The sequence below is a fragment of the Streptomyces sp. PL-29 genome, from assembly GCF_058344425.1.
In genome coordinates this window covers 2945711-2972218 of sequence record NZ_CP136996.1, presented here as the reverse complement: position 1 = coordinate 2972218, position 26508 = coordinate 2945711, and the positions used below count along the sequence as shown (strand labels likewise).

Genomic DNA, 26508 nt, shown 5'->3' with positions numbered 1-26508 from the left:
GTTTCTGACGATCCATCAGATCGCTTGGACCGGCCCCCTCGGACCGGCCTCGGACCGGCACCGGATTGGGGAGCCCATGGAACTTCCTCGGATCATCAGCGTCGACGACCACGTGATCGAGCCCGCGCACCTGTTCGACGTCTGGCTGCCCGCGAAGTACCGTGACCGCGGCCCCAAGGCGCTCACGGCCGGCATCGGCGAGCTCCAGTACACGGGCGGCAAGTACGTGATCTCCATGGACCCGGACGGCCCGCCGACCGACTGGTGGATCTACGAGGACCTGAAGTTCCCGTACAAGCGCAACATCGCCGCCGTCGGCTTCGACCGCGACGACATGACGCTGGAGGGGATCACCCGTGAGGAGATGCGCCAGGGGTGCTGGGACCCCAAGGCGCGCCTCGCCGACATGGACCTCAACCACGTCGAGGCCTCCCTGTGCTTCCCGACCTTCCCGCGCTTCTGCGGGCAGACCTTCGCCGAGGCGCACGACAAGGAGGTGGCCCTCGCCTGCGTGCGCGCCTACAACGACTGGATGGTCGAGGAGTGGTGCGGCGACAGCGGCGGCCGGCTGATCCCGCTGTGCATCGTCCCGCTGTGGGACATCGACCTGGCGGTGGCCGAGGTCCGGCGCAACGCCGCCCGCGGGGTGCGCGCCGTGACCTTCTCCGAGATACCGACCTACCTGGGGCTTCCGTCGATCCACTCCGGCTACTGGGACCCCTTCTTCGCGGCCTGCCAGGAGACCGGGACGGTGGTCAACATGCACATCGGGTCCAGTTCGCAGATGCCCGCCGCCTCCCCGGACGCGCCGCCCGCCGTCCAGGCCTCGCTCAGCTTCAACAACGCGATGGCCTCGATGATGGACTTCCTCTTCAGCGGCGTGCTGGTGACGTTCCCGAGGCTCAAGTTGGCCTACAGCGAGGGGCAGATGGGTTGGATCCCGTACGCCCTGGAACGTGCGGACGACGTGTGGCGGGAGCACCGGGCGTGGGGCGGGGTGCGCGACCTGATTCCCGAGCCGCCGTCGACGTACTACTACCGGCAGATGTTCTGCTGCTTCTTCCGCGACAAGCACGGGATCGCCTCGCTCGACGTCGTCGGCCGCGACAACGCGACCTTCGAGACCGACTACCCGCACGTCGACTCGACCTTCCCGCACACCAAGGAGGTCGCCCTGGACCACGTGCGGGGGCTGGACGACGAGACCGTCTACAAGCTGATGCGCGGCAACGCCATCCGCATGCTCGACCTCGACCTGGACCGCGGCGCGGACCGCAACCTCGACCGCAGTCCGAACACGGGCGGGAACACGGCCCGCTGATGGACCTGACCTACACCGACGAGGAGCAGGACTTCCGGGCGCGTCTGCACGCGTGGCTCCTCAAGGCCCTGCCCGAGCTGCCCGCCAGGCCATCCCCCGACGACTGGCCCGGCCGGCGCGCCTACGACCTGGGCTGGCAGCGCAGGCTGTACGAGGCCGGGTACGCGGGACTGCACTGGCCGGTGGACGCGGGCGGCCGCGGCGCCACCCCGACCCAGCACCTGATCTTCCTGGAGGAGACGGAGCGGGCCGGGGCCCCGTACGTGGGCGCGAACTTCGTCGGTCTGCTGCACGCCGGCCCGACGGTCGCCGCAGAGGGGACGGCGGAGCAGCGGGCGCGCTGGCTGCCGCCCGTCCTGCGCGGCGAGGAGGTGTGGTGCCAGGGCTTCAGCGAGCCGGACGCGGGCTCCGACCTGGCCGCCCTGCGCACGCGCGCGGTCCGCGACGGTGACGACTACGTGATCAGCGGCTCGAAGATCTGGACCTCGCACGCGGAGGTCGCCGACTGGTGCGAGCTGCTCGTGCGCACGGATCCCGGGGCGCCCAAGCACCGGGGGATCTCCTGGCTGGCCATGCCGATGGACGCGCCGGGGGTGACGGTACGGCCGTTGCGCACGCTCGCCGGATCCACCGAGTTCGCCGAGGTCCTCCTCGACGAGGTGCGCGTCCCGGTGGCCAACCGGGTGGGCGCGGAGAACGACGGCTGGCGGGTCACCATGGTCACGCTGTCCTTCGAGCGGGGCACCGCCTTCGTCGGCGAGGTCGTCGCGTGCCGCCGGACCCTGCGCGAACTGGCCCGGACGGCGAAGGCGAACGGTCGTTGGGACGACCCCGTGCTGCGGCGCCGACTGGGCCGGCTGCACGGCGAGTTCGGCGCGCTGTGGCGGCTGACCCAGTGGAACGTCAGCGAGTCGGAGCGCTCCGGCGGGGTGCCGGGCGTTGGAGGGTCGGTCTTCAAGCTCGCCTACTCGCACGCCCGCCAGGATCTGTACGACGTGGCGGCCGAGGTGCTGGGGGCTTCGGCGCTGTCCCTGGACGAGGAGTGGGTGCAGGGCCGGCTCTCCGGCCTCTCGTACACGATCGCGGCGGGCACCTCGCAGATCCAGCGGAACATCGTCGCCGAGCGGATCCTCGGCCTCCCGAAGGGCCGGTGAGGGGCGTGGACTTCCAGCCGACGCAGGACCAGAGGGACCTGAGGGCGGGCGTACGAGCCCTGCTGGAGGGCCGGTACGGCCGCCGGGAGCTGCGGGCGGCGGTGGAGGCGGGCGCGGCCGTGGACCGCGGGCTGTGGCGCGAGCTGGGGGAGGCGGGCCTCTTCGCGCTGCGGCTGGCGGAGTCCGAGGGCGGAGTGGGGCTGGCGCTGCCGGAGGCGGTGATCGTCTTCGAGGAGGCCGGGCGGGCCCTGGTGCCGGGGCCGCTGGTGGCGACGCACTTGGCGGCCGGGGTGGTGCCGGGGGCCGCGGCGGGAACGGCCGTGGTGACCGCGTTCGACCTGGGCGGGGACCTGGTGGCGTACCTGGGCGAGGCGGACGCGGTGCTGGGGGCGGCCGCGCTCCCGGAGGGTGAGCCGGTGCGGGCGGTGGACCCGCTGACGCCGTTGCACCGGGTGGTGCGACCGGACGGCGTCGACCTGGACGCGTACGTGCCGCAGGGGGCGCTGCTGACGGCCGCGCTCCAGGTCGGGAGCGCGCTGCGGACGCTGGAGCTGGCAGTGCGGTACGCGGGGGAGCGCGAGCAGTTCGGGCAGCCCGTCGGGGCGTTCCAGGCGGTCAAGCACCTGTGCGCGCAGATGCTGGTGCGGGCGGAGGTGGCCCGTACGGCGGTGTACGCGGCGGCCGTGACCGGGGACCGGGGGGAGGCGGCGGGCGCGAAGCTGCTCGCGGACGGGGCGGCCGTGCGCAACGCACGGGACTGTCTGCAGGTGCACGGGGGGATGGGCTTCACCTGGGAGGCGGACGTGCACCTGCATCTGAAGCGGGCCTGGGTGCGGGCCGAGCAGTGGCGGACGGCGGCGGAGGCGGAGGAGCTGCTGGCGGAGGAGCTGCTGGATTCGGCGGGCTGACCGACGGGATGGCCAGGGGGTGACCGGCGGGGTGACCGGCGGGGTGACAGGCCGGGGGAGCGGCGGTGTGTGGCGTGTGACGGGTGGGTCGAGAGGGGCACGGGAGCAACGACGCGGGACGCATGTCCGATTACAGAGAGTTGATATCGGTTTGTGTCCTTCGCCCACCCCGTTACGGCCCGGAGTCGGGCGGCTGCTCCGGTACGCTCCGACGAATGCGAGCGGTTGAGCGGCGTGAGCGTCGCACAGTATGCATCACGCCCACTCCTTCGCGCGTGAATATGCCCGAAGCGCTTGTTGTGGTGACTGTAGGTCAACCATGCTGCTACGGAAGGGGGTCACGTTCGGTGATCCCGTCCTGTCGCGAGGCGAAGTGTCCGCCGGTTCGGATGGTGTGAGCGGTGCAGGTGCTTCAGGTTCAGCTGGAAGTAGGTGTGGATCCGGCCGAAGTCGGCCGGGCCCGACGGTGGGCGCGGTCCCGGCTCGCGGGGTCGGGCATAGGGGATGACGAACCGCTCGCCGAGACGCTGATCCTGCTGATCTCCGAGCTGGTCACGAACGCCGTCGTGCACACGGGCTGTCCGGCCGTGCTGCGCATGCTGTTCGGGGGGCCGGGGGTGCGGGTCGAGGTGGCCGACGCCAGCGACCGTGCGCCGGCCCGCCGGCAGGCGTGCGGCGAGGACACGGGCGGGCGCGGCCTGGAGCTGGTGGACGGACTCGCGGACCGGTGGGGTTGGCAACGCGAGGGTGCCGGCAAGCGGATCTGGTGCGAGGTCGACCGCGGCCACAAGGAGGAGGCGGACGCCGCGACGAGCAGTGCGTCGGACGAAGCCTCCTGCCGCCCTGCCGAAGTTCACACTCCGGGGCGGGAACCGCGCGTGTACCTCTAACGAGGTGTTGACGGTTCGTCACCCGTTGATCACCCTGGTGTCGAGCGATTCGACGCGAGGGGACGCCAAGGACACGCCTTGACGAGTGCGGGTCGCCGGGTGGCGGCTGCCGTGCCGTGCTCGGGGCGTGCATGCGCGCCGCCGCCACCCGCAGTACACCGCGGCGCGCGCCGCGGCCCGGCGATCCGGGTGGCGGAGTGCGGCGGCGCCGGGTCGGAGCTCAGCCGTCGGTGCAGATCACGTCGTAGGGGCGACCCACGGCGATGGTCAGCCGGATGGGGTTCGTGGTGCCGGAGGGGCACTCCTCCTTCGTCTCGACCAGGCCGAGCACCTTCTGCGCGCCCGAGCTGCCGCAGGGGACCTCCTTCGCCTGGGAGGTCACGCAGTCGCCCTTGACGAGCTGGCCGCCGCCGGCTCCCGCGTCGCCGGGGTGGTCGTTGGACAGGTTGCGGCCGCAGACGGTGTTGGTGGGGATGCCGCTCGACGCGCCGCCGTTGTAGGAGATGCTCACCTCGATCATCACGTCGGTGCCCGGCGGGCACTGGATGGAGCCCGGCAGGAAGCTGGCGTCCTTGATGTCGATGGCCTTGAAGGAGGCTCCGGAGTCGGAGCAGCCGGTCCGCTTGTACGCGTCGGCGCCCTTGGAGGGGTCGGGGCCGCCGCAGTCGCCGACCTTCCAGGCGCCGGAGGTGTCGGAGGAGGACTCGGGGGAGCCGGGGTCCTTGGCGGTGGGCTTGGCGGAGGGCGACGCGGACGCGGACACCGAACCGGACGGCTTGCCGTCCTCCTCGCGCAGCACCTTGGAGGCGCCGTAGGCGCCGCCGACGACCAGGGCGAGGACGAGGAAGACGACGAACTTGTTGCTCCCGCGCCGCTGCGGGGCCCCCGGGGTGAAGGGCGGCGGCTGTGGGGGTGGGGGCGCCTGGTACGGGTTGGACATGTGCTTCTCCAGTGCTGGGGGTGGTGAGGAGCGGGGGGTGACGCGAGAACGGTGACGCGTCATGGACACATCATGGTTCCCATCCGGTGCGGGCCCCGGCCGCCGGGTGCTCCCGCCCCCGCCCGCTGCGCGGACGCGTCTCAGAGGACGGCCACCGGGGCCACCGGGGTGCCGGTGCCGCCGACGAACGGCTCGGCCATGGCGGACAGGAGGAAGGCGTACCGGCCTTCTTCCGCACAGGCCGTGGACAACCCCTCCAGGTTCCAGTTCTGGCCCTGGTGCATGCCCATCTCCACCAGGTCCAGGGCGTGGACCGGCAGCCACAGGTTCTCGATCTCCGGCGGGAAGATCTCGAAGGTCAGGGTGTCGTTCGCGACGGCCGCCACGTCCCGCGCGTGGAACCACTCGGGTGTGCGGACGGACAGCCCGGGGGACGGGAAGCCGTAGCCGTGCTTGTCGCCCGCCAGGTAAACCTGGATCTGGCCGGTGCGCACCAGGACGATGTCGCCGGGGCGGACGGCGACCCGGCCGAACTCCTCGGCCTCCGCCAGGTCCGCCGGGGTCACCGCGTGGCCGCCCGGCAGCCGGTCGAGGCCCTTGGCGCGGGCCACGTCCAGGAGCACCCCGCGCGAGACGATGGGGGCGGCCTTGTCGATGCCGCTGAACTCGGCCCGCCCGTGCGCCGTGATGGTGCCCGCCGGTCGGCCGTTGTAGATCCGACCCGAGTGCGAGACGTGGGTGAGGGCGTCCCAGTGGGTGCCCGCCTGGAGGCCCATGCTGACGGCGTCGTCGCTGCACGCCACCGTGCCCGGTCCGAAGAGCTCCTGGTTGATCTGCACCATGGCGTGCAGCGGGTTGATCCGACCGGGGATCATGCCGACCTGGACCCCGTCCTCCTTCAGAGGTAGTGCGAGGGGGATGCGGCGGCCGCTGCGGATCTCCGCGGCCGCGCGCCGCACGACGTCGCCGGTGATCAGGTTCAGGGTGCCGGTCTCGTCGTCGGCGCCCCAGCGCCCCCAGTTGTTGACGCGCTTGGCGATGTCGTGGAACTCGGCGGGCAGGGTCATGGGCTTCGACAGCTCCTTGGGTGAATGCGGCAACGAGGTCTTGTGCACGTGCATCCGGCTACCCATAGAATCTAACGGTCCGTCAGAAAACGCGGGAAGGGGCCGGGCGTGGGGAAGTTCTTGGCAGGCAGGGTCGTCGCCGTCACCGGCGCCGGCCGGGGCATCGGGCGGGCCGTGGCACTCGCCGCGGCCGCCGAGGGCGCCAAGGTCGTCGTCAACGACTACGGCGTCGGCATCGAGGGCGCAGAGCCCACCAGCGAGATAGCCGACGGCGTCGTCAAGGAGATCCTCGCCGCAGGCGGGGAGGCCGTCGCGGTCGCCGACGACATCTCGACCATGGCGGGCGGCCAGCGCGTCGTCGACACCGCCCTCGCGCGGTACGGACGCCTCGACGGGGTCGCCTGCGTCGCCGGCATCCTGCGCGAACGGATGCTGTTCAACATGAGCGAGGAGGAGTGGGACCCGGTTCTCGCCACCCACCTCAAGGGCACCTTCACCGTCTTCCGCGCCGCCTCCGCCGTCATGCGCCGCCAGGGATCGGGCACCCTGATCGGCTTCACCAGCGGCAACCACCAGGGCTCGGTCGCCCAGGCCAACTACAGCGCCGCCAAGGGCGGGATCATCTCCCTCGTCCGCTCCGCGGCCCTGGGCCTGGCCAAGTACGGGGTCACCGCCAACGCGGTCGCGCCCGTCGCCCGCACCCGCATGTCCGCGAACGTCCCCATGGAGCTCAAGGAGATCGGCGAGCCCGAGGACGTCGCGGCGCTGGTCACCTACCTGCTCTCCGACAAGGCCGTCGCCATCGGCGGTGAGCGGATCACCGGGCAGGTCTACACGATCGCCGGCCCGAAGATCGCCGTCTGGGCGCAGCCGCGCGAGCTGCGCGCCGGATACGCCGAAGGCTCCTGGACCCCGGAGAAGATCGCGGACTTCCTGCCCGGGACGGTCGGCACGGACCCCATGCCGATGCTGGCGCAGCTCGACGCCATGGCCAAGGCGGCATCCGCCAAGGACCGTCCCAACGCCTGACGGGGGGCGCGGCATGGATTTCGGCTTCGGGACCGAGGACGAGGAACTGCGCGGACGGGCCCGCGCGTGGCTGGCCGAGCACCTCGTGGGCCCGTACGCGCACGCCGTCGGCCTCGGCGGGCCGGGCAGCGAGCACGAGGGCGTGGAGGCCCGGCGCGCCTGGGAGCGGGAGCTCGGCCGCGGCGGCTGGATCGGACAGGGTTGGGAGGCTCCGGAAGGGACGTACGGGCAGCGGCGGCTCTCACTGACCGGGCAGGTGGTGTGGGCCGAGGAGTACGCGGCGCTGCGCGCCCCCGGCCGGGTCGGCCACATCGGCGAGAACCTCCTCGCGCCCACCCTGATCGCCCACGGCAGCCGGGAGCAGCAGCGCCGCTTCCTGCCCGCCATCGCGCGCGGCGAGGAGCTGTGGTGCCAGGGCTACAGCGAGCCGGGCGCAGGCTCCGACCTGGCGGGCATCCGCACCGCGGCCGTCCGCGACCCGGCCGACGGGCTCTACCGCGTCACCGGGCAGAAGATCTGGACCTCCCTGGCCCGGGAGGCCGACTGGTGCTTCGTCCTCGCCCGCACCGAGCCCGGGTCGAAGCGTCACCGCGGGCTGTCCTTCCTGCTCGTACGGATGGACCAGCCCGGCCGCGTGGAGGTACGGCCGATCCGGCAGATGTCGGGGACCGCGGAGTTCAACGAGGTGTTCTTCGACGGGGCGGTGGCCGCGGAGACCGTCGGCGGGGAGGGCGACGGCTGGACCGTGGCCATGAGCCTGCTCGCCCTGGAACGGGGGGTGTCCACGCTGGTTCAGCAGATCGGCTTCGCGGCCGAGCTGGAACGCGTCCTCGGCCGGTACGCCGCCTCGGGCACGGCCGACCCGGTGGTCCGCGACCGCCTCGTACGGCAGTGGGCCGAGCTGCGCACCATGCGCTGGAACGCGCTGCGGACCCTGGGCGCGCAGGGCGGTCCGGGCGCGCCCAGCGTGGCCAAGCTGCTGTGGGGCGGCTGGCACCGGCGGCTCGGGGAGCTGGCGGTGGAGGTCCGGGGGGCGGCGGCCGCGGCCGGGCCGGGCAGCTGGGCGCCGGAGCTCCCGTACGAGCTCGGACTCGACGAGGAGCAGCGCCTGTTCCTGTTCACCCGCGCCGACACGATCTACGGCGGTTCGGACGAGATCCAGCGCAACATCATCGCCGAGCGCGTGCTCGGCCTGCCGAAGGAGTCCAGGTGAGAGGCGTCGTGTTCGACGGCAAGCAGGCCCGGGTGGTCGACGACCTGGAGGTCCGGGATCCGGGGCCGGGGGAGGTGCTCGTCGCGATCGGCGCGGCCGGACTGTGCCACAGCGACCTGTCGGTGATGGACGGGACGATCCCGTTCCCGCCGCCGGTGGTGCTCGGGCACGAGGGCGCCGGGGTCGTGGAGGCCGTCGGCGAGGGCGTCACGCACGTGGCCCCCGGCGACCACGTGTCGCTGTCCACACTGGCCAACTGCGGGGCGTGCGCGGACTGCGACCGGGGCCGGCCGACGATGTGCCGCAAGGCGATCGGGGCGCCCGGGCAGCCGTTCTCGCGGGGCGGCACGCCCCTCTTCCAGTTCGCCTCGAACTCCGCCTTCGCGGAGAGGACGATCGTCAGGGCCGTGCAGGCGGTGAAGATTCCGGCCGACATCCCGCTGACGTCGGCGGCGCTGATCGGCTGCGGGGTCCTGACCGGGGTGGGCGCGGTCCTCAACCGGGCCCGCGTCGACCACGGCGAGACGGTGGTCGTGATCGGCACCGGCGGCATCGGGCTCAATGTGCTCCAGGGCGCCCGGATCGCCGGCGCCACGACGATCGTGGCGGTCGACGCCAATCCGGCGAAGGAGGTGGTGGCACGAAAGTTCGGGGCCACGCACTTCGTCGACGCGTCCGCGGTCGCCGACTCCTCGGCCGCGGTCCGCGAGATCCTGCCGACCGGCGCGGACCACGCCTTCGAATGCGTGGGCAACGTCACGCTGATCCGCCAGGCCGTGGACCTCCTCGACCGGCACGGTCAGGCGGTGCTGCTCGGCGTCCCCGGCTTCACGGAGGAGGCGTCCTTCCGAGTCTCGTCCATGTATCTCGACAAGACGATCATGGGCTGCCGGTACGGCTCCTCGCGCCCGCAGCGCGACATCGCCCTGTACGCGGAGCTCTACCGGCAGGGCCGGCTGCTGCTGGACGAGCTGGTGACCGAGGTCTACCCGGTCGAGGACTTCGCGAAGGCCGTCGACGACGCCCACCACGGGCGGGTGGCCCGCGGGGTGCTCACCTTCTGAACCGCCGCCGGCGCCGGCCGCCGGTCCGCCCCCGGGGATGGACCGGCAGTCGGCGTTCTGCTGCCGGTGGCGCCGCGCCGGCCGGGCGGTCCGGCGCTCGTCACTCGGCGAGGCGGCCGAAGCGACCCTTGTGGAAGAGGAGCGGATCGCCCTCCCCTGCCGCACCCATGGCCACGACCCGGCCCACGACGATGAGGTGGTCGCCGCCCGTGTGGACGGCGTGGATCCGGCAGTCGATCCATGCGGGCACGGCGGCGAGCCGCGGGGACCCGGTGACGGGGGCCGGGGTGTGGGCCACCCCGGCGAACTTGTCCGCGCCGCTGACGGCGAAGGCCCGACACAGCTCGCTCTGCTCGGCTCCCAGGATGTTGACGCAGAACACCCCGGCGCGGGCGATCCGCGGCCAGGTGGTCGAGGTACGGGCCACCATGAAGGTGACCAGGGGAGGGTCCAGGGACAGCGAGGCGAAGGACTGGCAGGCGAACCCGGCCGGCCCGTCCGTTTCCTGGTCCGCGTTCGCTTCCCGGCCCCCGTCCCGGTCCCGGTCCGCCTCCCCACCGGGCGGCGCGGTGATGACCGTGACACCGCTCGCGAAGTTCCCCAGGACGGTCCGGAACTCGGCCGGACCGACCGGCGCGCGCTCGTCGTCGCCGACGGCCCGCAGATCGGGACGCGGGAGGGCGTCGACGGACTCGGGGTCCCGCTGTGCCGAGGCGGCGGTGGGGGAGCCGGCTGACCTGAGGTATCGGACGACGGTGGCCGCCATCCCTGCGTGTCCCATCACACCTCCGATTGAAACTGACGGTTCGTCAGATGTGAAGGGGTGGGCGGCCACCCCTTCGGTACCGGGCCCGACGCTGGTCACCGCGGACGCACCCGCACGGGTGAAACCGGCCGTCCGGGCGGGGGCGTGGGCGCAGTCGGCGAGGCAGGCTCGGCATCGTGGCAGCGACCCCGTACCGCCGCCGTACCCCGGGAGGGCCCATGCTCGGCACCGACTTCCGCACCGGATCACCCAACTGGCTCGACCTCGGGAGCCCCGACACCGGAGTGGCCGCCGCGTTCTACGGCGCCGTCTTCGGCTGGGAGTTCGTCTCCGCCGGACCTGAGGCCGGCGGGTACGGCTTCTTCCGGCAGGACGGCAAGACCGTCGCCGCCCTCGGACCGCTCACCGAGGAAGGCGCCCGCTCGGCCTGGATGCACCACTTCATGACCCCCGACATCGAGGCCACCACCCAGGCCGTACGGGCGGGCGGCGGGACGGTCCGGACGGAGCCCATGGACGTCATGGGAGAGGGCCGGCTGGCGCAGTTCACCGACCCGCAGGGCGCCGAGTTCGCCTGCTGGCAGCCGGGAAACACCGCCGGCTTCGAGGTCGCCTCCGCCGAGAACACGCTGGTCTGGGCGGAGCTCCACGTACCCGACCCGGTCGCCGACATCGCCTTCTACGCCGGGCTGTTCGGATGGCGCCACGCCGAGATGCAGGTTCCCGGCATGACGTACCGGGTCCTGAGCACCGCCGACGGTGACCTGGCGGACGCCTCCTTCGGAGGGGTCGCACCGCTCGGCGAGGGCGCGGGCGGCGGTGACGGCGGCGACGCCCGCTGGGTGCCCTACTTCCATGTGAGCGACGTCGACGCCACCGCCGCCCGGGCCGAGGAGAGCGGCGGGACCGTCCTGATGCCGGCCGCCGACGTACCGGACGTCGGGCGGATCGGCTGGCTCGCGGACCCCTTCGGCGCGGTGTTCGCGCTGTTGAGGCCCGAACCGCGCAGCTAGTGAGTGCGGTGACCGGGAAGGCTCACCGCCGCACGGCCCCGGCACGGCACCTCGCTGCGTTGTCGGACCGCGCGAGTACGCCGAGGCCCCGGGGCGGAGCCGGCGTTGGTCAGCGGCCCCGGTAGGTGGGCGCGCGGCGCTCCACGAAGCTCGCCACCCCCTCGTTGGCGTCGGCCGTGGTCATGATGATCTCCTGAGCGGCGGCCTCGGCGGCCAGCGCGGCCGCCCGGTCCCCGTCCAGAGAGGCGTTGACCAGTTGCTTGGTCATGGCCAGGGCCCGGGTCGGGCCCTGGGCCAGCCGCTCGGCCCACTCCCGGGCGGCCGCCTCCAGCTCCTCCGCCGGAACCACCCTGTTCACGAGGCCGAGCCGCTCGGCCTCGGCCGCCGGGACAGCGTCGCCGAAGAACATCAACTCCTTCGCCTTCTGCGGGCCGAGCAGGCGGGGCAGCAGGTACGCGCCACCACCGTCCGGGACCAGGCCGCGGCGTACGAACACCTCAATGAAGCGGGCCTCTGCGGCGGCGATGACGAGGTCGCAGGCGAGGGCGAGGTGCGAACCGATGCCGGCGGCCGTGCCGTTGACCGCGGCGATCACCGGCTTCTCGCAGTCGAGCACCGCGGTGATCAGACGCTGCGCGCCGAGGCGGATCATGCGGGCCACGTCCCCGGCGACGCGATCGCCGCCGGTCACGGGGCCGCCGCGCAGATCGGCACCCGCACAGAAGCCCTTGCCGGTGGCGGTCAGGACGACCGCCCGGACGGCGGGGTCGGCGGTGGCCTCGGCGAGCAGCGCGATGACGCGCTCGCGCTGGTCCCAGGTGACGGCGTTCATCGCCTCGGGGCGGTTGAGGACGATCCACGAGACGTTGTTCTCGGTGCGGTGGAGGACATCGTCCTCGGGTGCGGCGGTCATCGCGTAGCTCCCGTTCGGTGCGGCCGGGCCGGCCGGTGCGGCATCAGCGGCAGATGGCGAGGGCGTCCAGGGCGACCGCGCCCTGGCCGCGGGGGAGGACCATCAGCGGGTTGATGTCCAGTTCGGAGAGCTCGTCGCCGAACTCCAGCGCCATGCGCTGCACCCGGAGGACGACCTCCACCAGCGCGTCCGTGTCGGCCGGGGGCGCACCCCGGACGCCCTCCAGGAGGGCGTGGCCGCGCAGCTCCGTGAGCATCGCGCGGGCCTGGTCCTCGCCGAACGGGGGGACGCGGACCGCCGCGTCGTCCAGGACCTCGACGAGGACGCCGCCCAGTCCGACGGTGACGGTCGGCCCGAAGAGGTCGTCCTGGGTGACCCCGACGACCATCTCCACGCCACGTTCCACCATCTGGCAGACCAGGATCCCGTCGAGCGGAACGTTTTCGTACCGCGCGATGTCCGTCAGTTCCCGGTACGCGTCGCGGATCTGGCTCGCGGAGGTCAGGCCGATCTTCACCAGGCCCAGTTCGGTCTTGTGGCCGAGCTGCGGGCCGGAGGCCTTCATCACCACCGGGTAGCCGACCAGCCCGGCGGCCCGTACGGCCGCCGCCGCGCTCGTCACCAACTGCTCGCGGGGCACGCGTATCCCGTAGGCGCGCAGCAGCTGCTTCGCGGCGTGCTCGCTGAGCTGCTGTCCCGGCCGCATGAGGGCCTGCGCCTTGCGGTACGAGGGCGACGGCGTGCGCGGTGCGTCTTCGAAGGGCGAGCGGTAGCGGGTGGTGAAACGGTGGTGGCCGAGGTAGGCGCGTACGGCGGTGATGCAGTTGCCGAAGGTGCGGAAGGTGGCCACCTTGGAGGAGCCGAGGAGGGTGGTGCGGTAGGCGTCCTCGGTGCCGACCGGGGAGCCCCAGATCACGCAGACCAGCTTGTCGGTCTGCTCGGCGGCGTCCACCAGGTCCTGCGCGAGCCTGTCGCTCATCGGCGGGAAGGGGCCGGTGATCGGACAGATGAGGACCCCCACCGAGGGGTCGGCGAGGAGCGCGTCGATGATCTTCCGGCCGCGCCAGTCGCCGACGGGGTGGCCGCCGTTGTCGACGGGGTTGGCGACGTTCAGGTAATGCGGGATCCACTGGTGGAGTTCGTCTTGCTTGGCCTGCGGGAGGGTGGGCAGGGTCAGCCCCGCCTCAGTGGCCAGGTCCGAGAAGTGCGCTCCGGTGCCGCCGGAGATGGAGTACACGACGACGCCGTCGGCCTGCGGCCTGCGGGCCCGGGCGAGGAGGGCCGCCGTGTCCTGGAGCTCGTCGAGGCCGTCGACGCGGATCACGCCGAACTGGCGCATGGCGGCGTCCACGACGGTGTCGGCGCCGGTCAGCTTCCCGGTGTGGGAGGCGGCCATGCGGGCGCCGGTCTCGGTGCGGCCGACCTTGACGGCGACGACGGGGACGCCGTTGCGGGCGGCCCGGTCGGCCGCCAGGAGGAAGGACCGGCCGTCTTTCAGGCCCTCGACGTAGCAGGCGATGGCGCCGACCTCGGGCTGCTGGGCGAAGTAGGAGATGAAGTCGGCGGTTTCCAGGTCGGCCTCGTTGCCCGTGGGCGCCCAGTGGGAGAGGCGGATGCCGAGCTCCTGGAGGGTGTGGACGGGGCGGCCCTGGTGGCCGGACTGGGTGATCAGGGCGATCGCCGGGCCGTCGAGGTCGTCACGGAACTCCTCGAAGGCGTTGAGGTTGGTGTTCGGGCCCAGCAGGCGCAGGCCAGAGCGCTGCACGGCGGCGGCGAGGCGCTCCTGGGCCGCGGCGCCCGCACCGCCGGTCTCCGCGAAGCCGGAGGCGAAGGCGACGGCGAACTTCACCTTGGTGTCGGCGAGTTCCTCGATGACCGGCAGCGGGTCGGAGACCAGCAGGACGGCGAGGTCCACGTGTTCGGGCAGGTCGGCGACGGAGGCGTGGCACGCCAGCCCGAAGACGGCGGGGCGGGTGGGGTGCACCGGGTGGATCCGGGCGCCGACGCGCTCCGCCCAGGCGATGAGCTGGCGGGTGATCCCGGTGTTGGGCCGGCCCTCGGCGTCGGAGGCGCCGACGACCGCGACGGACTGGGGCCGGAAGAACCGGTCCAGGTCGGGCACGTCGGCGTGCAGCGGCCGCCCGCTGACGTCCATGGGGATCGCGTCGTCGGCGGAGGGCGCCGCCGACGAATGGACGGCCGTCCGGGGGGTCTCCCCGCAGGCCTCGACGCGTGCGCGGAAGTCGGTGGTGAGGGTGCCGTGAGTAGATCCAAGCATCGTTCCGCCCGCTCCTGCTCGATGAACCTCGATGGAACTCAATAACTGACGTGTAGTCAGATTACTGAACTGACGTGCCGTCAGGAACAGTGCTGCGCGGGAAAGCTGATGGAGGTGGTGTGGTGAACGGTCGCAGATCGCCGCGGAGCGGGTCCAGAGCGCACTTCCGGCCGAGATCACCCGCCCGGGCACAGCCCGGGGCGCCTGCCGGGCCGCCGCGGCCGGCGGGACTCAGCGGCCGGCCGCCTTGCGCGCCACCGCCTTGGCGATCTTCTCCGCGTCCATGGCCATCTCGCGGAACATCCCGCTGATGGGGTTGGTGAAGCCGGTGAAGTACAGGCCGCGGGCCTCCTCGCAGGTGCGGGCGCCGTGTGCGCGCGGCCGGCCGCGCGCGTCCAGTACGCCGAGGTGGCCGACCAGACCCTCCAGGCTGCGGCGGTAGCCGGTGGCCGCGATCACCGCGTCCGGTGTGATGCGCGAGCCGTCCGCGAGCACCACCTCCGGCCCGTCGAAGGATTCCACGGCGGCCACCGGTTCCACCTTCCCGGTGCGCACCGCCTCGACCAGGCCCACGTCCTGCACCGGGATCGCCCCCTCCTCGACCCTGCTGTACAAGCCCGTGGCGGGGCGCGGGAGCCCGTACGCCGACAGGTCCGGGACGGAGGCCCTGGCCACGAGCGCGCCCAGCCGGTCCACGAGCGGCACCGGCAGCCGCCGGACGAGGATCCCGCTGCGTTGGGCCGGCCAGCCGGCCGTGGAGCGGCGCATGATGTGCGGGGCGGTGCGCACGGCGAGCCGCACCCGGGCAGCGCCGCCCTCGGTGAGGTCGACGGCTATCTCGGCGCCGGTGTTGCCTACGCCGACGACGAGGACGTCCTGGCCCGCGTACGGCTGGGGGTTGCGGTAGTCCGCGGCGTGCAGCAGTCGGCCGCCGTACGACTCCCGGCCCGGCCAGTCGGGCAGTCTGGGCGTGTGGTTGAAGCCGGTGGCGACGACGACGGCCGCGGCGGTCAGCGCCCGCCCGCCGCTGGCGTGCAGGGTCCAGCCGCCCTCCTCCCCGGGGTCGGGCTCGATCCGGGTCACCTCGACGCCGGTCACGAGCTCCAGCTCGTGGAACTCGGCGTACTTCTCCAGATAGCGCACCACGTCGTCGCGGGAGACCCAGCGGCCGAACCGGCGGGGCATCGCCAGGCCCGGAAGGGCCGACAGTCGGCGTGTGGTGTGCAGGTGCAGCCGGTCGTAGTGGCGCCGCCAGGACGCGCCGACGGTGTCGGACTTCTCGACGACCACGGCGCGGATCCCGCGTGCGCGCAGCGCGGCGGCCGCGGCGAGGCCGCCGGGGCCGGCCCCGATGATGTACACGGGCCGGGGCTGGGTGGTCATGTCGACTGCTGGTGTGGGTGCTGCGGGCATGAGGTGTGATCGTATCGCCACGCTGGGTTGATGGGTCTCGGACGAGGAGGGAATCGATTGCGGATCGGTCACGGGCGGGACCTCGCCGTCGCGCGGGGTGGCGGTCGCGACGGGCCGGGGCCTTGCGGTATCGCTCCGTATCCGCTGAACTGACGTACCGTCAGATCCAAGGGTGAGAGGGGTGGGGCTGCCGATGCAGACCGTCTGGCTCAGTGGGGCCGAGTGGCTCGCCGTCCTCCGGATAGGCCTCGGCCTGTGGTGGCTGGAGAGCTGGCGGCACAAGGACAAGAAGGGCTGGTTCGAACGCGGTACCGGCATTGCGTGGGCCGCCGACGTCGCAGACAAGCACCGCTGGACCTTCGTCAGGGGCGGCTTTCAGCGGGTCGTCGCGCCACGGCCGAAGCTGATGGCGTACCTCGTCGTCTCCGCTGAACTCGCCCTCGGGCTGGGCCTGGTGTTCGGCTTTCTGACCCCGGTCGCGCTGGCCGGCGGACTGCTGTTGAACCTCCTCTACCTGGTCCTGATGATCCACGACTGGGCCGAGCAGGGGCAGAACGCGATGATGGCGCTCATCTCGCTCGTCGCACTCCTCGCCCTGTCGTGGCAGACCTGGTCCCTCGACGCGGCGATCGGGCTGTTCCTGTGAGCGGCACCGGCGGCACCGGCGGCACCGGCAGCACCGGCAGCACCGGCAGCGCCAGTGGGACGGGTGGGACGGGTGGGACCGACAGGGCGGCCGGGACCGGCGGCGCCGTGCGCCACGACCTGCCCGAGATCGACGACTTCACCCGCCCCTACTGGCACGCGGCCGGGCAGGGCCGGCTCCTGCTGCGTCGGTGCGGCGACTGCGGACGGGCCCACCACTACCCGCGCGAGTTCTGCCCCCACTGCTGGGCCGGAGAAGACAGGGTGGCCTGGGAGACCGCGAGCGGCCGGGCCACCCTCTACACGTGGTCGGTGATCCACCGCAACGACCTCCCTCCGTTCGGCGCGCGCGTCCCCTACACGGCGGCCGTCGTCGACCTGGCCGAAGGCCCGCGGATGATGACCGAGGTGGTCGACTGCGAGGCGGCCGACCTGCGCATCGGCATGCCCCTGACGGTCACCTTCCGCGAGGCGGCGGACGGGGTGCGGGTCGCGGTCTTCCGGCCCGCTCAGGGCCAGAGCAGCTCGCGCGCCCAGGAGTCGCCCGCCGTGCGCCGGTAGCGCAGACGGATGTGCCTGCGGGCCGCGTCGCCCTGGAAGAACTCCACCTCGACGGGGGCCAGTACGTACCGCGTCCAGGTCGGAGCCGGCGCGTCCGGCTCCGATCCGGCCCGCTCCCAGGCGGCCGTCGAGGCCCGTACCAGCTCCTCCACGGACCCCAACACCTCGCTCTGCCGCCCCGTGAGCGCCGCCGCGAGCGCGCCGCGCGAACGGACCGCCAGGTCCGCCCGGCTCTCCTCCGGGCCGCATGCGGTGACCTCGCCCCGCACCCGGATCTGTCGGCCCACCGACGGCCAGTAGAAACCGAGCGCGGCCTCCGGACGCGCCGCCAACTGCACGCCCTTGGCGCTCGTGGCGTGCGAGGCGAAGTGCCAGCCCCGCGCATCGACGTCGTGCAGCATCAGCGTCCGTAGGTCGGGCCGCCCCTCGCCGTCCACCGTGGCCAGGCTCATCGTGTGCGGCTCCGGCTGCCCGGCCCGAGCGGCGTGCACGAACCACTCCCGGAACAGCGCCACCGGCTCGCCCGGCGCCGCCGCGGTGTCGAACCCGGGGAGCGGGGAGTCCCACACGCGCAGGGCGTTCAGGACGGTACGGAACTCCTCCCCGCCGACCGCGCGGCCCGCCTCGTCACCACTCTTGTCACTGGCTGCGTTGCTGCTCATGGCGCCCAGGCTAAGCGCGACCGGACCCCGGGACGGTGCGGTCACGCGGTCCGGCCGAAGCGGGCGGTGCGCCGGTCGAGGGTCGATCCCGGAGGGGCCGGGCGTGCGGCCCTGCGCGTGACGCAGGTCACGTCGGATCGGCGCTCTGTTTCCGCTCCGCCGACGGTCGTACCTACGACGGCACCGCAACGAAGGAGACACGTCATGGCCGACACCGCGAAGGGCCCCGCCAGCTACTTCCCGTCGATCGAGAAGAAGTACGGCCGACCGATCGCCGAGTGGAAGGACCTCATCAGGTCCTCGCCGCTGACCAGGCACATGGAGCTCGTCTCCTGGCTCAAGACGGAGCACGGCCTGGGCCACGGCCACGCCAACGCCCTCGTGGCCGACACGCTGGCGGAGGACAAGTAGAAGCCCCGGGCGGCTTCGGGAGCGCATCCCGCGGGGCGGGGGCTTGCGGGAGGTGGGGCGGGGGCTTCGGTGGGCGGTGTTGCGCTGGGGCGGTGGTCAGGGACCGGTCGTGTCCCCTACTCCCGCCCCAGCAGTACCGTGCCCGAGGAGCAGAACCAGCCGCCCGTGCCCGACGTCAGGGCGACTTCGGGGAGGCGGCCGCCGGGTTTGGTGACCTGCCCGGCTCCGGCCTCGCCGCGTAGTTGGCGGACGGCCTCGACCAGGAGGAACAGGCCCCGCATGCCCGGGTGACAGGCCGAGAGGCCGCCCCCGTCCGTGTTGACCGGGAGCGCCCCGTCGCGCAGGAGGCGGCCTTTCTCCACGAAGGCCCCGCCGTCGCCCTTCGGGCAGAAGCCGAGGTCCTCCAGGGTCACCAGGGTCATGTAGGTGAAGGCGTCGTAGATCTCCGCGAGGTCCACGTCCGCGGGCGTGAGCCCCGCCCGCTCGAAGGCGATACGGCCCGAGACGGCGGCGGGGGACACGGTGAAGTCCTCCCACTCCGACATGGTGGTGTGGGAGACGGAGGTGCCCGCCCCCAGGATCCACACCGGTGCCTTCGCGGTGTCGGGTACGTGGTCCTCCGAGGTCAGGAGCACCGCGCAGCCGCCGTCCGAGCGGATGCAGCAGTGCAGCTTGGTGAAGGGGTCGGCGATCATCTCGCCGGACAGGACGTCGTCGACGGTGATCGGGTCGCGGAACATCGCGTCGGGGTTGGTCGCCGCGTTCGCCCGGGCCTGGACAGCGACCGAGGCGAGCTGTTCCAGGGTCGTTCCGTACTGGTGCATGTGGCGGCGGGCGGCCATGGCGTACTTGGAGATCAGGGTGTGGCCGTACGGGACCTCGAACTGCTGCGGTCCCCGCGCCCCGAAGGAGAGGTTCGAGGTGCGGCGCCGGGCCTTGATGTCGGCGCGGGCCGTGGAGCCGTAGACCAGTAGGACGGTGTCGGCGTGGCCGGCGGCGATCGCGTCCGCCGCGTGCGCGGCCATGACCTCCCAGGTCGAGCCGCCCACGGAGGTGGAGTCGACCCAGGTGGGGCGCAGGCCGAGGTACTCGGCCACCTCGACCGGGGCGAGCGTGCCGAGGCCGGCCGAGGCGAAGCCGTCGACGGCGGAGCGGTCGAGGCCTGAGTCGGCCAGGGCGCGCCGGGCGGCCTGTGCGTGCAGGGCGTAGGGGGTGGGGCCGTCCACCCGGCCGCAGTCCGAGAGGGCGACGCCGACCACCGCGACCCGTCGGCGGGGCCGGAGGGCGGTTCCAGGTGTGAGTCCAGACATGCGAGAACGGTACATCTGACGTATCGTCAGATACCAGCCCCCGCCGGCTCCACGGGGCCCGCCGCCCACCTTCCCCCGCCCCGGCAGGCCGGGCTCGCCGCCCCCTGTGCATCTGCCGCCCGGCGCCCTAACATGACGGCCCGTCAGATACGGGGAGGAGCCCGACGATGGATGCCGCCTTCACCGCGGAGCAGGACGAGATACGGCGTACCCTGCGCGAGATCCTGGGCAAACGCTGCGGACCCGGCGAGGTCAAGGCCGCCGTCCGCACCACCGCCGGCTATGACGGCGACCTGTGGCAGCAGCTTTCCCGGCAGCTCGGCCTGCCGGGCATCGCCGTCGCCGAGGAGTACGGCGGGGCCGGCTGCGGTCCGGCCGACCTGGCCCTGGCCTGCGAGGAGACCGGACGGGCACTGCTCCCCTCGCCGCTGCTGGCCACCGCCGTGCTGTGCGCGCCCCTGATCGCCGCGCTCGGCAGCGGCGCCCAGCGTTCGGCGCTGCTCCCGGCGCTGGCCTCGGGCGGGCTGACCGCCGCGCTCGCCGTACCGGGTCCGGCGCTGGCCACCGCCCTCGCGCTGACCGGAGAGGACGCCGCGGGCCACTGGTGCGGCGGCGGCCGGGCCGGCGGGGTCCAGGCCCGCGCCGGCGCCGTCGGTGAGGGCTGGCGGTTGTACGGGGAAGTCGCCCAGGTGCTCGACGGGCACAGTGCCCCGCTGCTCCTGGTCGCCGCCCACGCCGGCGGGTTCGCGCACGGCCGCACCCTGCTGTTCCTGGTACGGGAGGATGCGCCCGGCCTCGTGCGGTCCCGGCAGGCCGTGCTCGACGAGACCCGTCCGCAGGCCCGGATCCAGCTGCGGGACGTTCCGGCGGAGTTGCTCGGCGAGCAGGGGCGGGACGCCGACGTGCTCGGGGCCCTCGCCGCGACCGGGCGCACCGCCTCCGCCGTGCTGGCCGCCGAGGCGGTCGGGGCGGCCGGCCGGGCGCTCGCGCGCACCGTGGAGTACGTGCGCGAGCGCGAGCAGTTCGGTCGGACGATCGGCTCCTTCCAGGCCGTCAAGCACCGGCTCGCCGACCTGTACGTGCAGGTGCAGGCGGCCCGCTCGGCGGCCTACTACGCCGCCTGGGACCCGGACCAGGGCGGCCTCGCGCTCGCCCAGGCCCTGGAGGCGCTCAGGGCGGCGGCGGGGGAGGCGATCCAGCTGCACGGCGGCATCGGCTTCACCTGGGAGCACGACGCGCACCTCTACTTCAAGCGGGCGGCCTCCGACGAGCTGCTGTTCGGCCCGGTGCACCGGCTGCGCGCACACGCCGCGGACCGTGCGGGCCTGTTCGCGCCCGCACCGTCCACCGCGGCCGCCGTCGCGCCCGCCGCCGCAGCTCCCGAAGCGTCCCCGCCCGCACCGCAGAAGGTGGCCGTCTGATGGCTCGTGTGGCTCCCGGCGTCAAGCTGATGCAGAAGGTCTCCTCGACCGTGCTGTTCGCCAAGATCGCACCGCACTTCATTCCCGCCGTGGACAAGGCGGTGCACCGGCTCACTCGCGGCAGGGTCATGCTGAGCGCGCGGATGCTGCCGGGCGTGGTCCTCACCGCCAAGGGCGCCCGGAGCGGCGAACCGCGTACCACGCCCCTCGCGTGCATGCCGGAGGACGGCGGGACGAGCTGGATCCTCATCGGGTCCAACTTCGGCCGCCCCGGGCACCCGGCATGGACCGGGAACCTGCTCAAACACCCCGATGCGGAAGTGAGTTGGCGCGGCAGGGACATAGCCGTACGGGCCCGGCTGCTGACGGGTGAGGAGCGCGCCGCGGTGTGGCGGGCGGTGCTGGGGTTCTGGCCGCCGTACGCGACGTACCAGGCACGCATCGAGCGTGAGATCCGGCTGTTCCGCCTGGAGCGTCGCTGATCCCGGGCGGATGGCGGCGTGGTGCCGGCGCGGAGCCGGCCCGGGGCGGCGGACCCGGAGCGGGTCCGCCGTTACCTGGTCGGCTTCTTGCCCGTGATACCGAGGTGGACGAGCAGGGCCAGGTTCGGCTTGAGTTCGGCCTGCTTGACGCCCCAGGTCTGGAAGCCCTTCTGGTGCGAGGCGACCGCGGCCAGCATCGCGACCAGCGAACCGGCCATCGCGGCGGGGCTGACGTCCTTGTCGACCTTGCCCTTGGCCTGGAGCTCCTTCACCGATTCCGTGAGGGAGTTGGTGACCGAGTTCAGGATCTTCATGCGGATCTTGTAGAACCGCTTGTCGCCCTCGGCCGCGCCGAGGTCGACCACACGCAGGATCGCGTCGTTGCGGCGCCAGAACTCCAGGAAGCCGTCGACGAGTTCCTCGGCGGCTGCCCACCCTGACTTGCCGACCCAGGTCCGACCCTCGACGAGCGACGTCAACTGCGCGCCCTCGGCGGCCATGTGCTCGGCGATCTCCAGGACGGCGCCCTCGACGTCCGGGAAGTACTGGTAGAAGGTCGCGGGGGAGGTACCGGCCTTGCGGGCGACGTCGATCACCTTGACGTCGCGGTACGGCGAGGAGCTGAGCATCTCGCTGAGGCAGTCGAGCAGTTTCTGCCGCGTCGCCTGGCCTCGCCGGCCGGCGACACGCCCGTCGACGGTGCGTACTTGTCCTGTCATGCCGTCAGCTTACCGAGGGGGGATCGGCGCGCTATTCGGCCGCCTGCAAATGGGGTTACGGGCTCCCTGGCCTGGGCGGTGCGCCGTCCCGGGCGGCCGCGCAGGCGAATTCCGGCCGGATCCGCCCCGTGGGCGGCCCGTCGTCGCCGCCCGGTCGCGGTCCGGGCGTGTCGCCCCGTTCCGCGGGATTTCCCCCGAATAGTCTTATCAACAGGCTGTGGACAAGTTTTCGGGCGGATCATGGCTGGGAGAGGTGGGAGGGTACACACCCCCGCAGAACGGAAGGAACCAGGCCCATGGCCGCATTCGTGGAAGGCGCACCCTGCTGGGTGGACGCCTCGCTTCCGGACGTCGAGGCGGGCAAGCGGTTCTACGGTGAGCTCTTCGGGTGGACCTTCGCGGACAGCGCGGGGGCCGAATACGGCCACTACACGCAGGCCTACAGCCAGGGCCGCAACGTTGCGGCCCTCGCCCCCAAGCCCGACGGCCGGATGCCGACGGTCTGGGGCGTTTATCTCTACACCGCCGACGCCTACGCCTGCGCCCAGCGCATCCGCGCCGCCGGCGGCCAGATGGTGATGGACCCGATGCCGGTCGGCCCGTACGGCACGGCCGCGATGGCCGCCGACCCCGGCGGGGCCGTCTTCGGACTGTGGCAGCCCGGCACGCACCACGGCTTCGAGGCCCAGCAGGAGCCCTTCACGTACTGCTGGAGCGAGGTCTACACACGGGCGCGCGACGCCGTGGACGTCTTCTACGCGAAGGTCTTCGGCTACGTGCCGCAGGACCAGGACGACGCCGGCGTCGAGTACCGCATCTGGTCGCCGCCGGGCAAGGCGCCCGGCACCGACACCGCCGTCCTCGGGCGCAGCCTGATCACGGACGCCTTCCCGGAGATCATGCCGGCGCACTTCCTCGTCTACTTCGCCGTCCCGGACTGCGACCGGTCCGTGGCCACGGTGCAGCGGCTCGGCGGCCGGGTCACCGCGGACCCGTTCGACACCCCCTACGGCCGGATCGCGGTCGTCGCGGACAATCAGGGAGCGGTCTTCGGGCTCCTGTCGCAGCCCCGCGCCGAGGCGGACGCGTAGGCGCCGCGGACGGATCGCCGGACGGATCGCCGGGCAGATCACACCGGGCTGCTCGCCGTGCCGGGGCCGGACCCCGTTCGGGCCTGACAGAATCGGGGTTGCGCGACCCGGGCTGCGCCCCGGGATGAGACGCTGCACCGGGCAGGGCGCTGTGCCGGTGGGAGCGGGCCCGGTGCGTGGCCCGTACGGGGAGGTGTGGAGGCGAGTGGTGGAGCAGCTGACGCAGCACGACCCGAGACGGATCGGCCCCTTCGAGGTGCTGGGACGGCTCGGCGCCGGCGGCATGGGGCTGGTCTATCTCGCACGGTCCGCGTCCGGACGGCGAGTCGCGATCAAGACGGTGCGCACCGAGCTCGCCGAGGACCAACTCTTCCGCGTGCGGTTCACCCGCGAGGTGGAGGCGGCGCGCGCCGTGTCCGGCTTCTACACCGCGGCCGTGGTCGACGCCGATCCGCGGGCCGCCGTGCCGTGGCTGGCCACCGCGTACGTCCCGGCGCCCTCCCTGGAGGAGATCGTCAACGAGTGCGGGCCCATGCCCGCCCAGGCCGTACGGTGGCTCGCCGCCGGCATCGCCGAGGCCCTGCAGTCCATCCACGGCGCCGGGCTCGTCCACCGCGACCTGAAGCCGTCCAACGTGCTCGTCGTCGAGGACGGCCCGCGCGTGATCGACTTCGGTATCGCGAGCGGTGTCTCGAACACCCGCCTGACCATGACGAACGTCGCCGTCGGCACCCCCGCCTACATGTCGCCCGAGCAGGCGAAGGACTCGCGCAGCGTCAAGGGCGCCAGCGACGTGTTCTCGCTCGGCTCCACGCTGGTCTTCGCAGCGACCGGGCACCCGCCCTACCACGGGGCGAACCCGGTCGAGACGGTCTTCATGCTGCTGCGCGAGGGCCCGAACGTGGAGGGGCTCCCGGAGGAGCTGCGGCCGCTGATCGAATCCTGCATGCAGATGGACGCCTCGCTGCGGCCGACCCCGGCCGATCTGCAGGCGCAGCTGGCCCCGCACCTCTTCGACGGCGGCGACGACAGCGGTACCGCCTCGGCGTGGCTGCCGACGCGGGCCGTCGCGATGATCGAGGCCCGGCGCGCGGGGAACCGCACGGCCGTCGCCGTGCCCGCACCCGGCCGTGACGGCCGGGGCGGCGGCGCCGGGGCCCGCGGGCCCGCGTCCGAGCAGGCCACGCAGCGCCGCCCGCGGGGCGCCGAGGGCTGGGTGGACCCGCGCACCGGCCAGGCCGTGCCGCAGCGTCCGCACCATCCGCCGCGCTCCGCGGTGCCTTCGGGCGAGCCGGTGCGGCTGGGCGGCTCGCCGGTGCCGATCGGGCCCGGCCCGTTCGCGACGGCCTCGGCGTCGGCGGCGCACACCCCCGCCGCGGACGCGGCGACCGGCTGGGTGCGCCCGCCCGACGGGTCGGCGCCCTCCCCGGCCGGTGGACCGGTCACCCCGTCCGTCCCGGGACCGGGCGCGGCCCCGGACAGCGGCCGCTGGCGGCCCTGGCGCTTCCGCATGTCGAACGAGGTCTGGGGCACCCCGGCCGTCGCCGGCAACCTGCTGTACGTGACTTCCTTCGAGGTGCACGCGCTGGACGTGGCCAGCGGCCGCCGCCAGTTCAAGACCCGCGACGTCGCCTGGTCCATGGCCGTCGCCGACGGCCGGATCCACGCCTCCGACGGGCCCTCCCTCTACGCGCTCGACGCCACCGACGGCTCCGAGCGGTGGCGGCTGTCCACCGATGCCTGGGTGTACGCCGTGCGCGCCGAGCACGGCACGGTTGTCACCGCCACGCGCGGCGGTGGTGTACAGGGTTGGGAGGCGTCCAGCGGCCAGAAGCTGTGGGAGCTGACCGGCGCGCAGAGCGACTTCGAGACCCCGGAGGCGGCCCCCGTCCTCCACGAGGGCACGGTGTACGTGTGGCAGGACGCGCGGCTGCGCGCCCTGGACGCCCGCAGCGGCCGGGAGGCCTGGTCGTACCCGATCGGCGACGCCGCCTCCTGCGGGAACGTGCCCGTCCGGGTCGCCCCCGCTCCCGACGGCAACGTGTACGTCGCGGCCGGCACCCGGGTGATCTCCGTGGACCGGGCCTCCGGCCGGGTCCGCTGGCACTTCGAGGCCCCCGCGGTCTTCCTGGCTCCGCCGGCCTTCGCGCCGGGTGCGGCCGTCACGGGCGGCGGGGTCTACCTCGCCGACTACCTGGGCACCGTCTACGCCCTCGACGCGGTCACCGGCCAGGACCGCTGGCGGATCGCGACGGAGTCGCGGCAGTCCTCCGACCCGGTGCTGGTGGTGGGCGGCAACGTCCACCTGGGGGCGGGCAGCGCGCTCTACACGCTCGACGCGGTCACCGGCACCCCGAAGTGGCGGTTCGCGGCGGGCGGCGAGATCACGGGCCTGCCGGCGGTCGCGGACGGCCGGGTGCACTTCGGGTCGGCCGACCACTGCCTGTACACGCTGGACGCGGCGGGCGGCCAGCTCCGCTGGAAGCTGGCCACGGGCGGCGAGATCACGGGCGCCCCGGTCGCGGAGGCGGGCGTGGTGTACGCGTGCAGCAAGGACCGCTGCGTGTACGCCCTGGATGCGGCGAAGGGCACGGGCACCCGTACGGGCGGGTGACCCCGGCGGGGGCCGGGTCGGGCCCCGCCGGGTAGCGCACCGCACCGGGAGTGACAGGATGGACCCCATGAGCAACGTCTACTTCGACATCAACATCAACGGCGCCCCCGCGGGCCGCATCGTCTTCAAGCTGTACGACGACGTCGTCCCGAAGACGGCGCGCAACTTCCGTGAGCTGGCCACCGGCCAGAACGGCTTCGGCTACGCGGGCTCTGGCTTCCACCGCATCATCCCCCAGTTCATGCTCCAGGGCGGTGACTTCACCAACCACAACGGCACCGGCGGCAAGTCCATCTACGGCGAGAAGTTCGAGGACGAGAACTTCCAGCTGAAGCACGACCGCCCCTACCTGCTGTCGATGGCGAACGCCGGCCGCAACACCAACGGCTCGCAGTTCTTCATCACCACGGTCGTCACCTCGTGGCTCGACGGCAAGCACGTCGTCTTCGGCGAGGTCGTCTCGGGCCAGGAGCTCGTCGACCAGATCGAGGCCCTGGGCTCCCAGTCCGGCGCCCCCAAGGGCAAGGTCGAGATCGCCGCTTCCGGCGTCGTCGAGGCCTGATCACACCCGCCTGCCCGGCCGGTCGGCCCCGCCCCCGCTCGGGGGCCGGGGCCGCCGTCGT

General features: G+C 73.1%; 25 protein-coding genes. 16 read left to right on the top strand and 9 right to left on the bottom strand.

The window, feature by feature from the left end; genetic code table 11:
* Positions 1 to 76 precede the first annotated feature (76 nt).
* The 4 genes from R4Z63_RS13475 to R4Z63_RS13460 all read left to right on the top strand — a co-directional run bounded on the left by R4Z63_RS13475 (position 77) and on the right by R4Z63_RS13460 (position 4273).
* Positions 77 to 1321, top strand: a complete 1245-nt coding sequence (locus R4Z63_RS13475) for an amidohydrolase family protein (RefSeq protein ID WP_384452913.1) — start codon at positions 77 to 79, stop codon at positions 1319 to 1321.
* Positions 1321 to 2475 (top strand): acyl-CoA dehydrogenase family protein, encoded by a 1155-nt coding sequence (locus R4Z63_RS13470; protein WP_384452910.1) that lies wholly within the window; start codon positions 1321 to 1323, stop codon positions 2473 to 2475. Before R4Z63_RS13475 ends, R4Z63_RS13470 begins: the two co-directional genes overlap by 1 nt.
* A gap of 5 nt (positions 2476 to 2480) precedes the next feature.
* The gene (locus R4Z63_RS13465) at positions 2481 to 3383 is read left to right on the top strand and encodes an acyl-CoA dehydrogenase family protein (protein ID WP_384452907.1); all 903 of its coding nucleotides are present in this window, start codon (positions 2481 to 2483) and stop codon (positions 3381 to 3383) included.
* A 401-nt stretch (positions 3384 to 3784) separates the two neighbouring features.
* The gene (locus tag R4Z63_RS13460) at positions 3785 to 4273 is read left to right on the top strand and encodes an ATP-binding protein (protein ID WP_384452904.1); all 489 of its coding nucleotides are present in this window, start codon (positions 3785 to 3787) and stop codon (positions 4271 to 4273) included.
* A 220-nt stretch (positions 4274 to 4493) separates the two neighbouring features.
* Here R4Z63_RS13460 and R4Z63_RS13455 read toward each other — a convergent pair whose 3' ends face one another.
* Both R4Z63_RS13455 and R4Z63_RS13450 read right to left on the bottom strand, forming a co-directional pair.
* On the bottom strand, positions 4494 to 5276 hold the full coding sequence (locus tag R4Z63_RS13455; RefSeq protein ID WP_384452901.1) for a hypothetical protein: 783 nt from the start codon (positions 5274 to 5276) through the stop codon (positions 4494 to 4496).
* A gap of 77 nt (positions 5277 to 5353) precedes the next feature.
* Positions 5354 to 6280, bottom strand: coding sequence for a cyclase family protein (locus R4Z63_RS13450; RefSeq protein WP_384452897.1), 927 nt, complete (start codon positions 6278 to 6280; stop codon positions 5354 to 5356).
* Positions 6281 to 6388: 108 nt separating this feature from the next.
* On the opposite strand from R4Z63_RS13450, the gene R4Z63_RS13445 reads away from it, so the two are divergent.
* From R4Z63_RS13445 to R4Z63_RS13435, 3 genes are read left to right on the top strand one after another with little or no spacing between them, the layout of a single operon-like run.
* On the top strand, positions 6389 to 7309 hold the full coding sequence (locus tag R4Z63_RS13445) for an SDR family oxidoreductase (RefSeq protein ID WP_384452895.1): 921 nt from the start codon (positions 6389 to 6391) through the stop codon (positions 7307 to 7309).
* A 13-nt stretch (positions 7310 to 7322) separates the two neighbouring features.
* On the top strand, positions 7323 to 8522 hold the full coding sequence (locus R4Z63_RS13440; RefSeq protein WP_384452892.1) for an acyl-CoA dehydrogenase family protein: 1200 nt from the start codon (positions 7323 to 7325) through the stop codon (positions 8520 to 8522).
* The gene (locus R4Z63_RS13435; protein ID WP_384452889.1) at positions 8519 to 9586 is read left to right on the top strand and encodes a Zn-dependent alcohol dehydrogenase; all 1068 of its coding nucleotides are present in this window, start codon (positions 8519 to 8521) and stop codon (positions 9584 to 9586) included. Before R4Z63_RS13440 ends, R4Z63_RS13435 begins: the two co-directional genes overlap by 4 nt.
* A gap of 100 nt (positions 9587 to 9686) precedes the next feature.
* Here the strand turns inward: R4Z63_RS13435 and R4Z63_RS13430 are convergent, their stop codons facing one another.
* Positions 9687 to 10367, bottom strand: a complete 681-nt coding sequence (locus tag R4Z63_RS13430) for a flavin reductase family protein (RefSeq protein ID WP_384452886.1) — start codon at positions 10365 to 10367, stop codon at positions 9687 to 9689.
* Between the two features lie 203 nt (positions 10368 to 10570).
* On the opposite strand from R4Z63_RS13430, the gene R4Z63_RS13425 reads away from it, so the two are divergent.
* On the top strand, positions 10571 to 11365 hold the full coding sequence (locus R4Z63_RS13425) for a VOC family protein (RefSeq protein ID WP_037924903.1): 795 nt from the start codon (positions 10571 to 10573) through the stop codon (positions 11363 to 11365).
* Positions 11366 to 11474: 109 nt separating this feature from the next.
* On the opposite strand, the gene R4Z63_RS13420 is transcribed toward R4Z63_RS13425, so the two are convergent.
* From R4Z63_RS13420 to R4Z63_RS13410, 3 genes are all read right to left on the bottom strand, one after another.
* A complete protein-coding gene (locus tag R4Z63_RS13420) occupies positions 11475 to 12278 on the bottom strand; it encodes an enoyl-CoA hydratase/isomerase family protein (RefSeq protein WP_384452883.1) in 804 nt (267 codons plus the stop codon).
* Between the two features lie 43 nt (positions 12279 to 12321).
* Positions 12322 to 14556, bottom strand: coding sequence for an acetate--CoA ligase family protein (locus R4Z63_RS13415; protein WP_384452880.1), 2235 nt, complete (start codon positions 14554 to 14556; stop codon positions 12322 to 12324).
* A gap of 231 nt (positions 14557 to 14787) precedes the next feature.
* Entirely contained in the window at positions 14788 to 15969 is a 1182-nt protein-coding gene (locus R4Z63_RS13410; RefSeq protein WP_384452877.1) for a flavin-containing monooxygenase, read from the bottom strand.
* A gap of 193 nt (positions 15970 to 16162) precedes the next feature.
* Between R4Z63_RS13410 and R4Z63_RS13405 the strand changes: the two genes are divergently transcribed.
* Together R4Z63_RS13405 and R4Z63_RS13400 are read left to right on the top strand one after the other, a co-directional pair.
* Positions 16163 to 16615, top strand: coding sequence for a DoxX family membrane protein (locus tag R4Z63_RS13405; RefSeq protein ID WP_037925423.1), 453 nt, complete (start codon positions 16163 to 16165; stop codon positions 16613 to 16615).
* Positions 16616 to 16722: 107 nt separating this feature from the next.
* Entirely contained in the window at positions 16723 to 17175 is a 453-nt protein-coding gene (locus R4Z63_RS13400; protein ID WP_384452949.1) for a Zn-ribbon domain-containing OB-fold protein, read from the top strand.
* Here the strand turns inward: R4Z63_RS13400 and R4Z63_RS13395 are convergent.
* Complete coding sequence (locus R4Z63_RS13395) at positions 17124 to 17837, bottom strand: pyridoxine/pyridoxamine 5'-phosphate oxidase (RefSeq protein WP_384452874.1); 714 nt, start codon at positions 17835 to 17837, stop codon at positions 17124 to 17126. The genes R4Z63_RS13400 and R4Z63_RS13395 overlap by 52 nt on opposite strands.
* Positions 17838 to 18041: 204 nt before the next feature.
* Here R4Z63_RS13395 and R4Z63_RS13390 point away from each other — a divergent pair, with 204 nt between their 5' ends.
* On the top strand, positions 18042 to 18248 hold the full coding sequence (locus tag R4Z63_RS13390; RefSeq protein ID WP_384452871.1) for a DUF4287 domain-containing protein: 207 nt from the start codon (positions 18042 to 18044) through the stop codon (positions 18246 to 18248).
* A 116-nt stretch (positions 18249 to 18364) separates the two neighbouring features.
* On the opposite strand, the gene R4Z63_RS13385 is transcribed toward R4Z63_RS13390, so the two are convergent.
* Positions 18365 to 19558, bottom strand: a complete 1194-nt coding sequence (locus R4Z63_RS13385; protein WP_384452868.1) for an acetyl-CoA acetyltransferase — start codon at positions 19556 to 19558, stop codon at positions 18365 to 18367.
* A gap of 167 nt (positions 19559 to 19725) precedes the next feature.
* Here R4Z63_RS13385 and R4Z63_RS13380 point away from each other — a divergent pair, with 167 nt between their 5' ends.
* Positions 19726 to 20979, top strand: a complete 1254-nt coding sequence (locus tag R4Z63_RS13380) for an acyl-CoA dehydrogenase family protein (RefSeq protein WP_384452865.1) — start codon at positions 19726 to 19728, stop codon at positions 20977 to 20979.
* On the top strand, positions 20979 to 21461 hold the full coding sequence (locus R4Z63_RS13375) for a nitroreductase family deazaflavin-dependent oxidoreductase (RefSeq protein ID WP_384452862.1): 483 nt from the start codon (positions 20979 to 20981) through the stop codon (positions 21459 to 21461). The genes R4Z63_RS13380 and R4Z63_RS13375 overlap by 1 nt, the downstream gene beginning before the upstream one ends.
* A 71-nt stretch (positions 21462 to 21532) precedes the next feature.
* On the opposite strand, the gene R4Z63_RS13370 is transcribed toward R4Z63_RS13375, so the two are convergent.
* Positions 21533 to 22180: a TetR family transcriptional regulator gene (locus tag R4Z63_RS13370; RefSeq protein ID WP_037924918.1), complete on the bottom strand. Its 648-nt coding sequence runs from the start codon at positions 22178 to 22180 to the stop codon at positions 21533 to 21535.
* Between the two features lie 296 nt (positions 22181 to 22476).
* Between R4Z63_RS13370 and R4Z63_RS13365 the strand changes: the two genes are divergently transcribed.
* From R4Z63_RS13365 to R4Z63_RS13355, 3 genes are all read left to right on the top strand, one after another.
* The gene (locus R4Z63_RS13365; RefSeq protein WP_037924920.1) at positions 22477 to 23271 is read left to right on the top strand and encodes a VOC family protein; all 795 of its coding nucleotides are present in this window, start codon (positions 22477 to 22479) and stop codon (positions 23269 to 23271) included.
* A gap of 208 nt (positions 23272 to 23479) precedes the next feature.
* Positions 23480 to 25885: a protein serine/threonine kinase AfsK gene (gene afsK, locus R4Z63_RS13360; protein WP_384452857.1), complete on the top strand. Its 2406-nt coding sequence runs from the start codon at positions 23480 to 23482 to the stop codon at positions 25883 to 25885.
* A 67-nt stretch (positions 25886 to 25952) separates the two neighbouring features.
* Entirely contained in the window at positions 25953 to 26447 is a 495-nt protein-coding gene (locus R4Z63_RS13355) for a peptidylprolyl isomerase (protein ID WP_037924924.1), read from the top strand.
* The last annotated feature ends 61 nt before the right edge of the window (positions 26448 to 26508 follow it).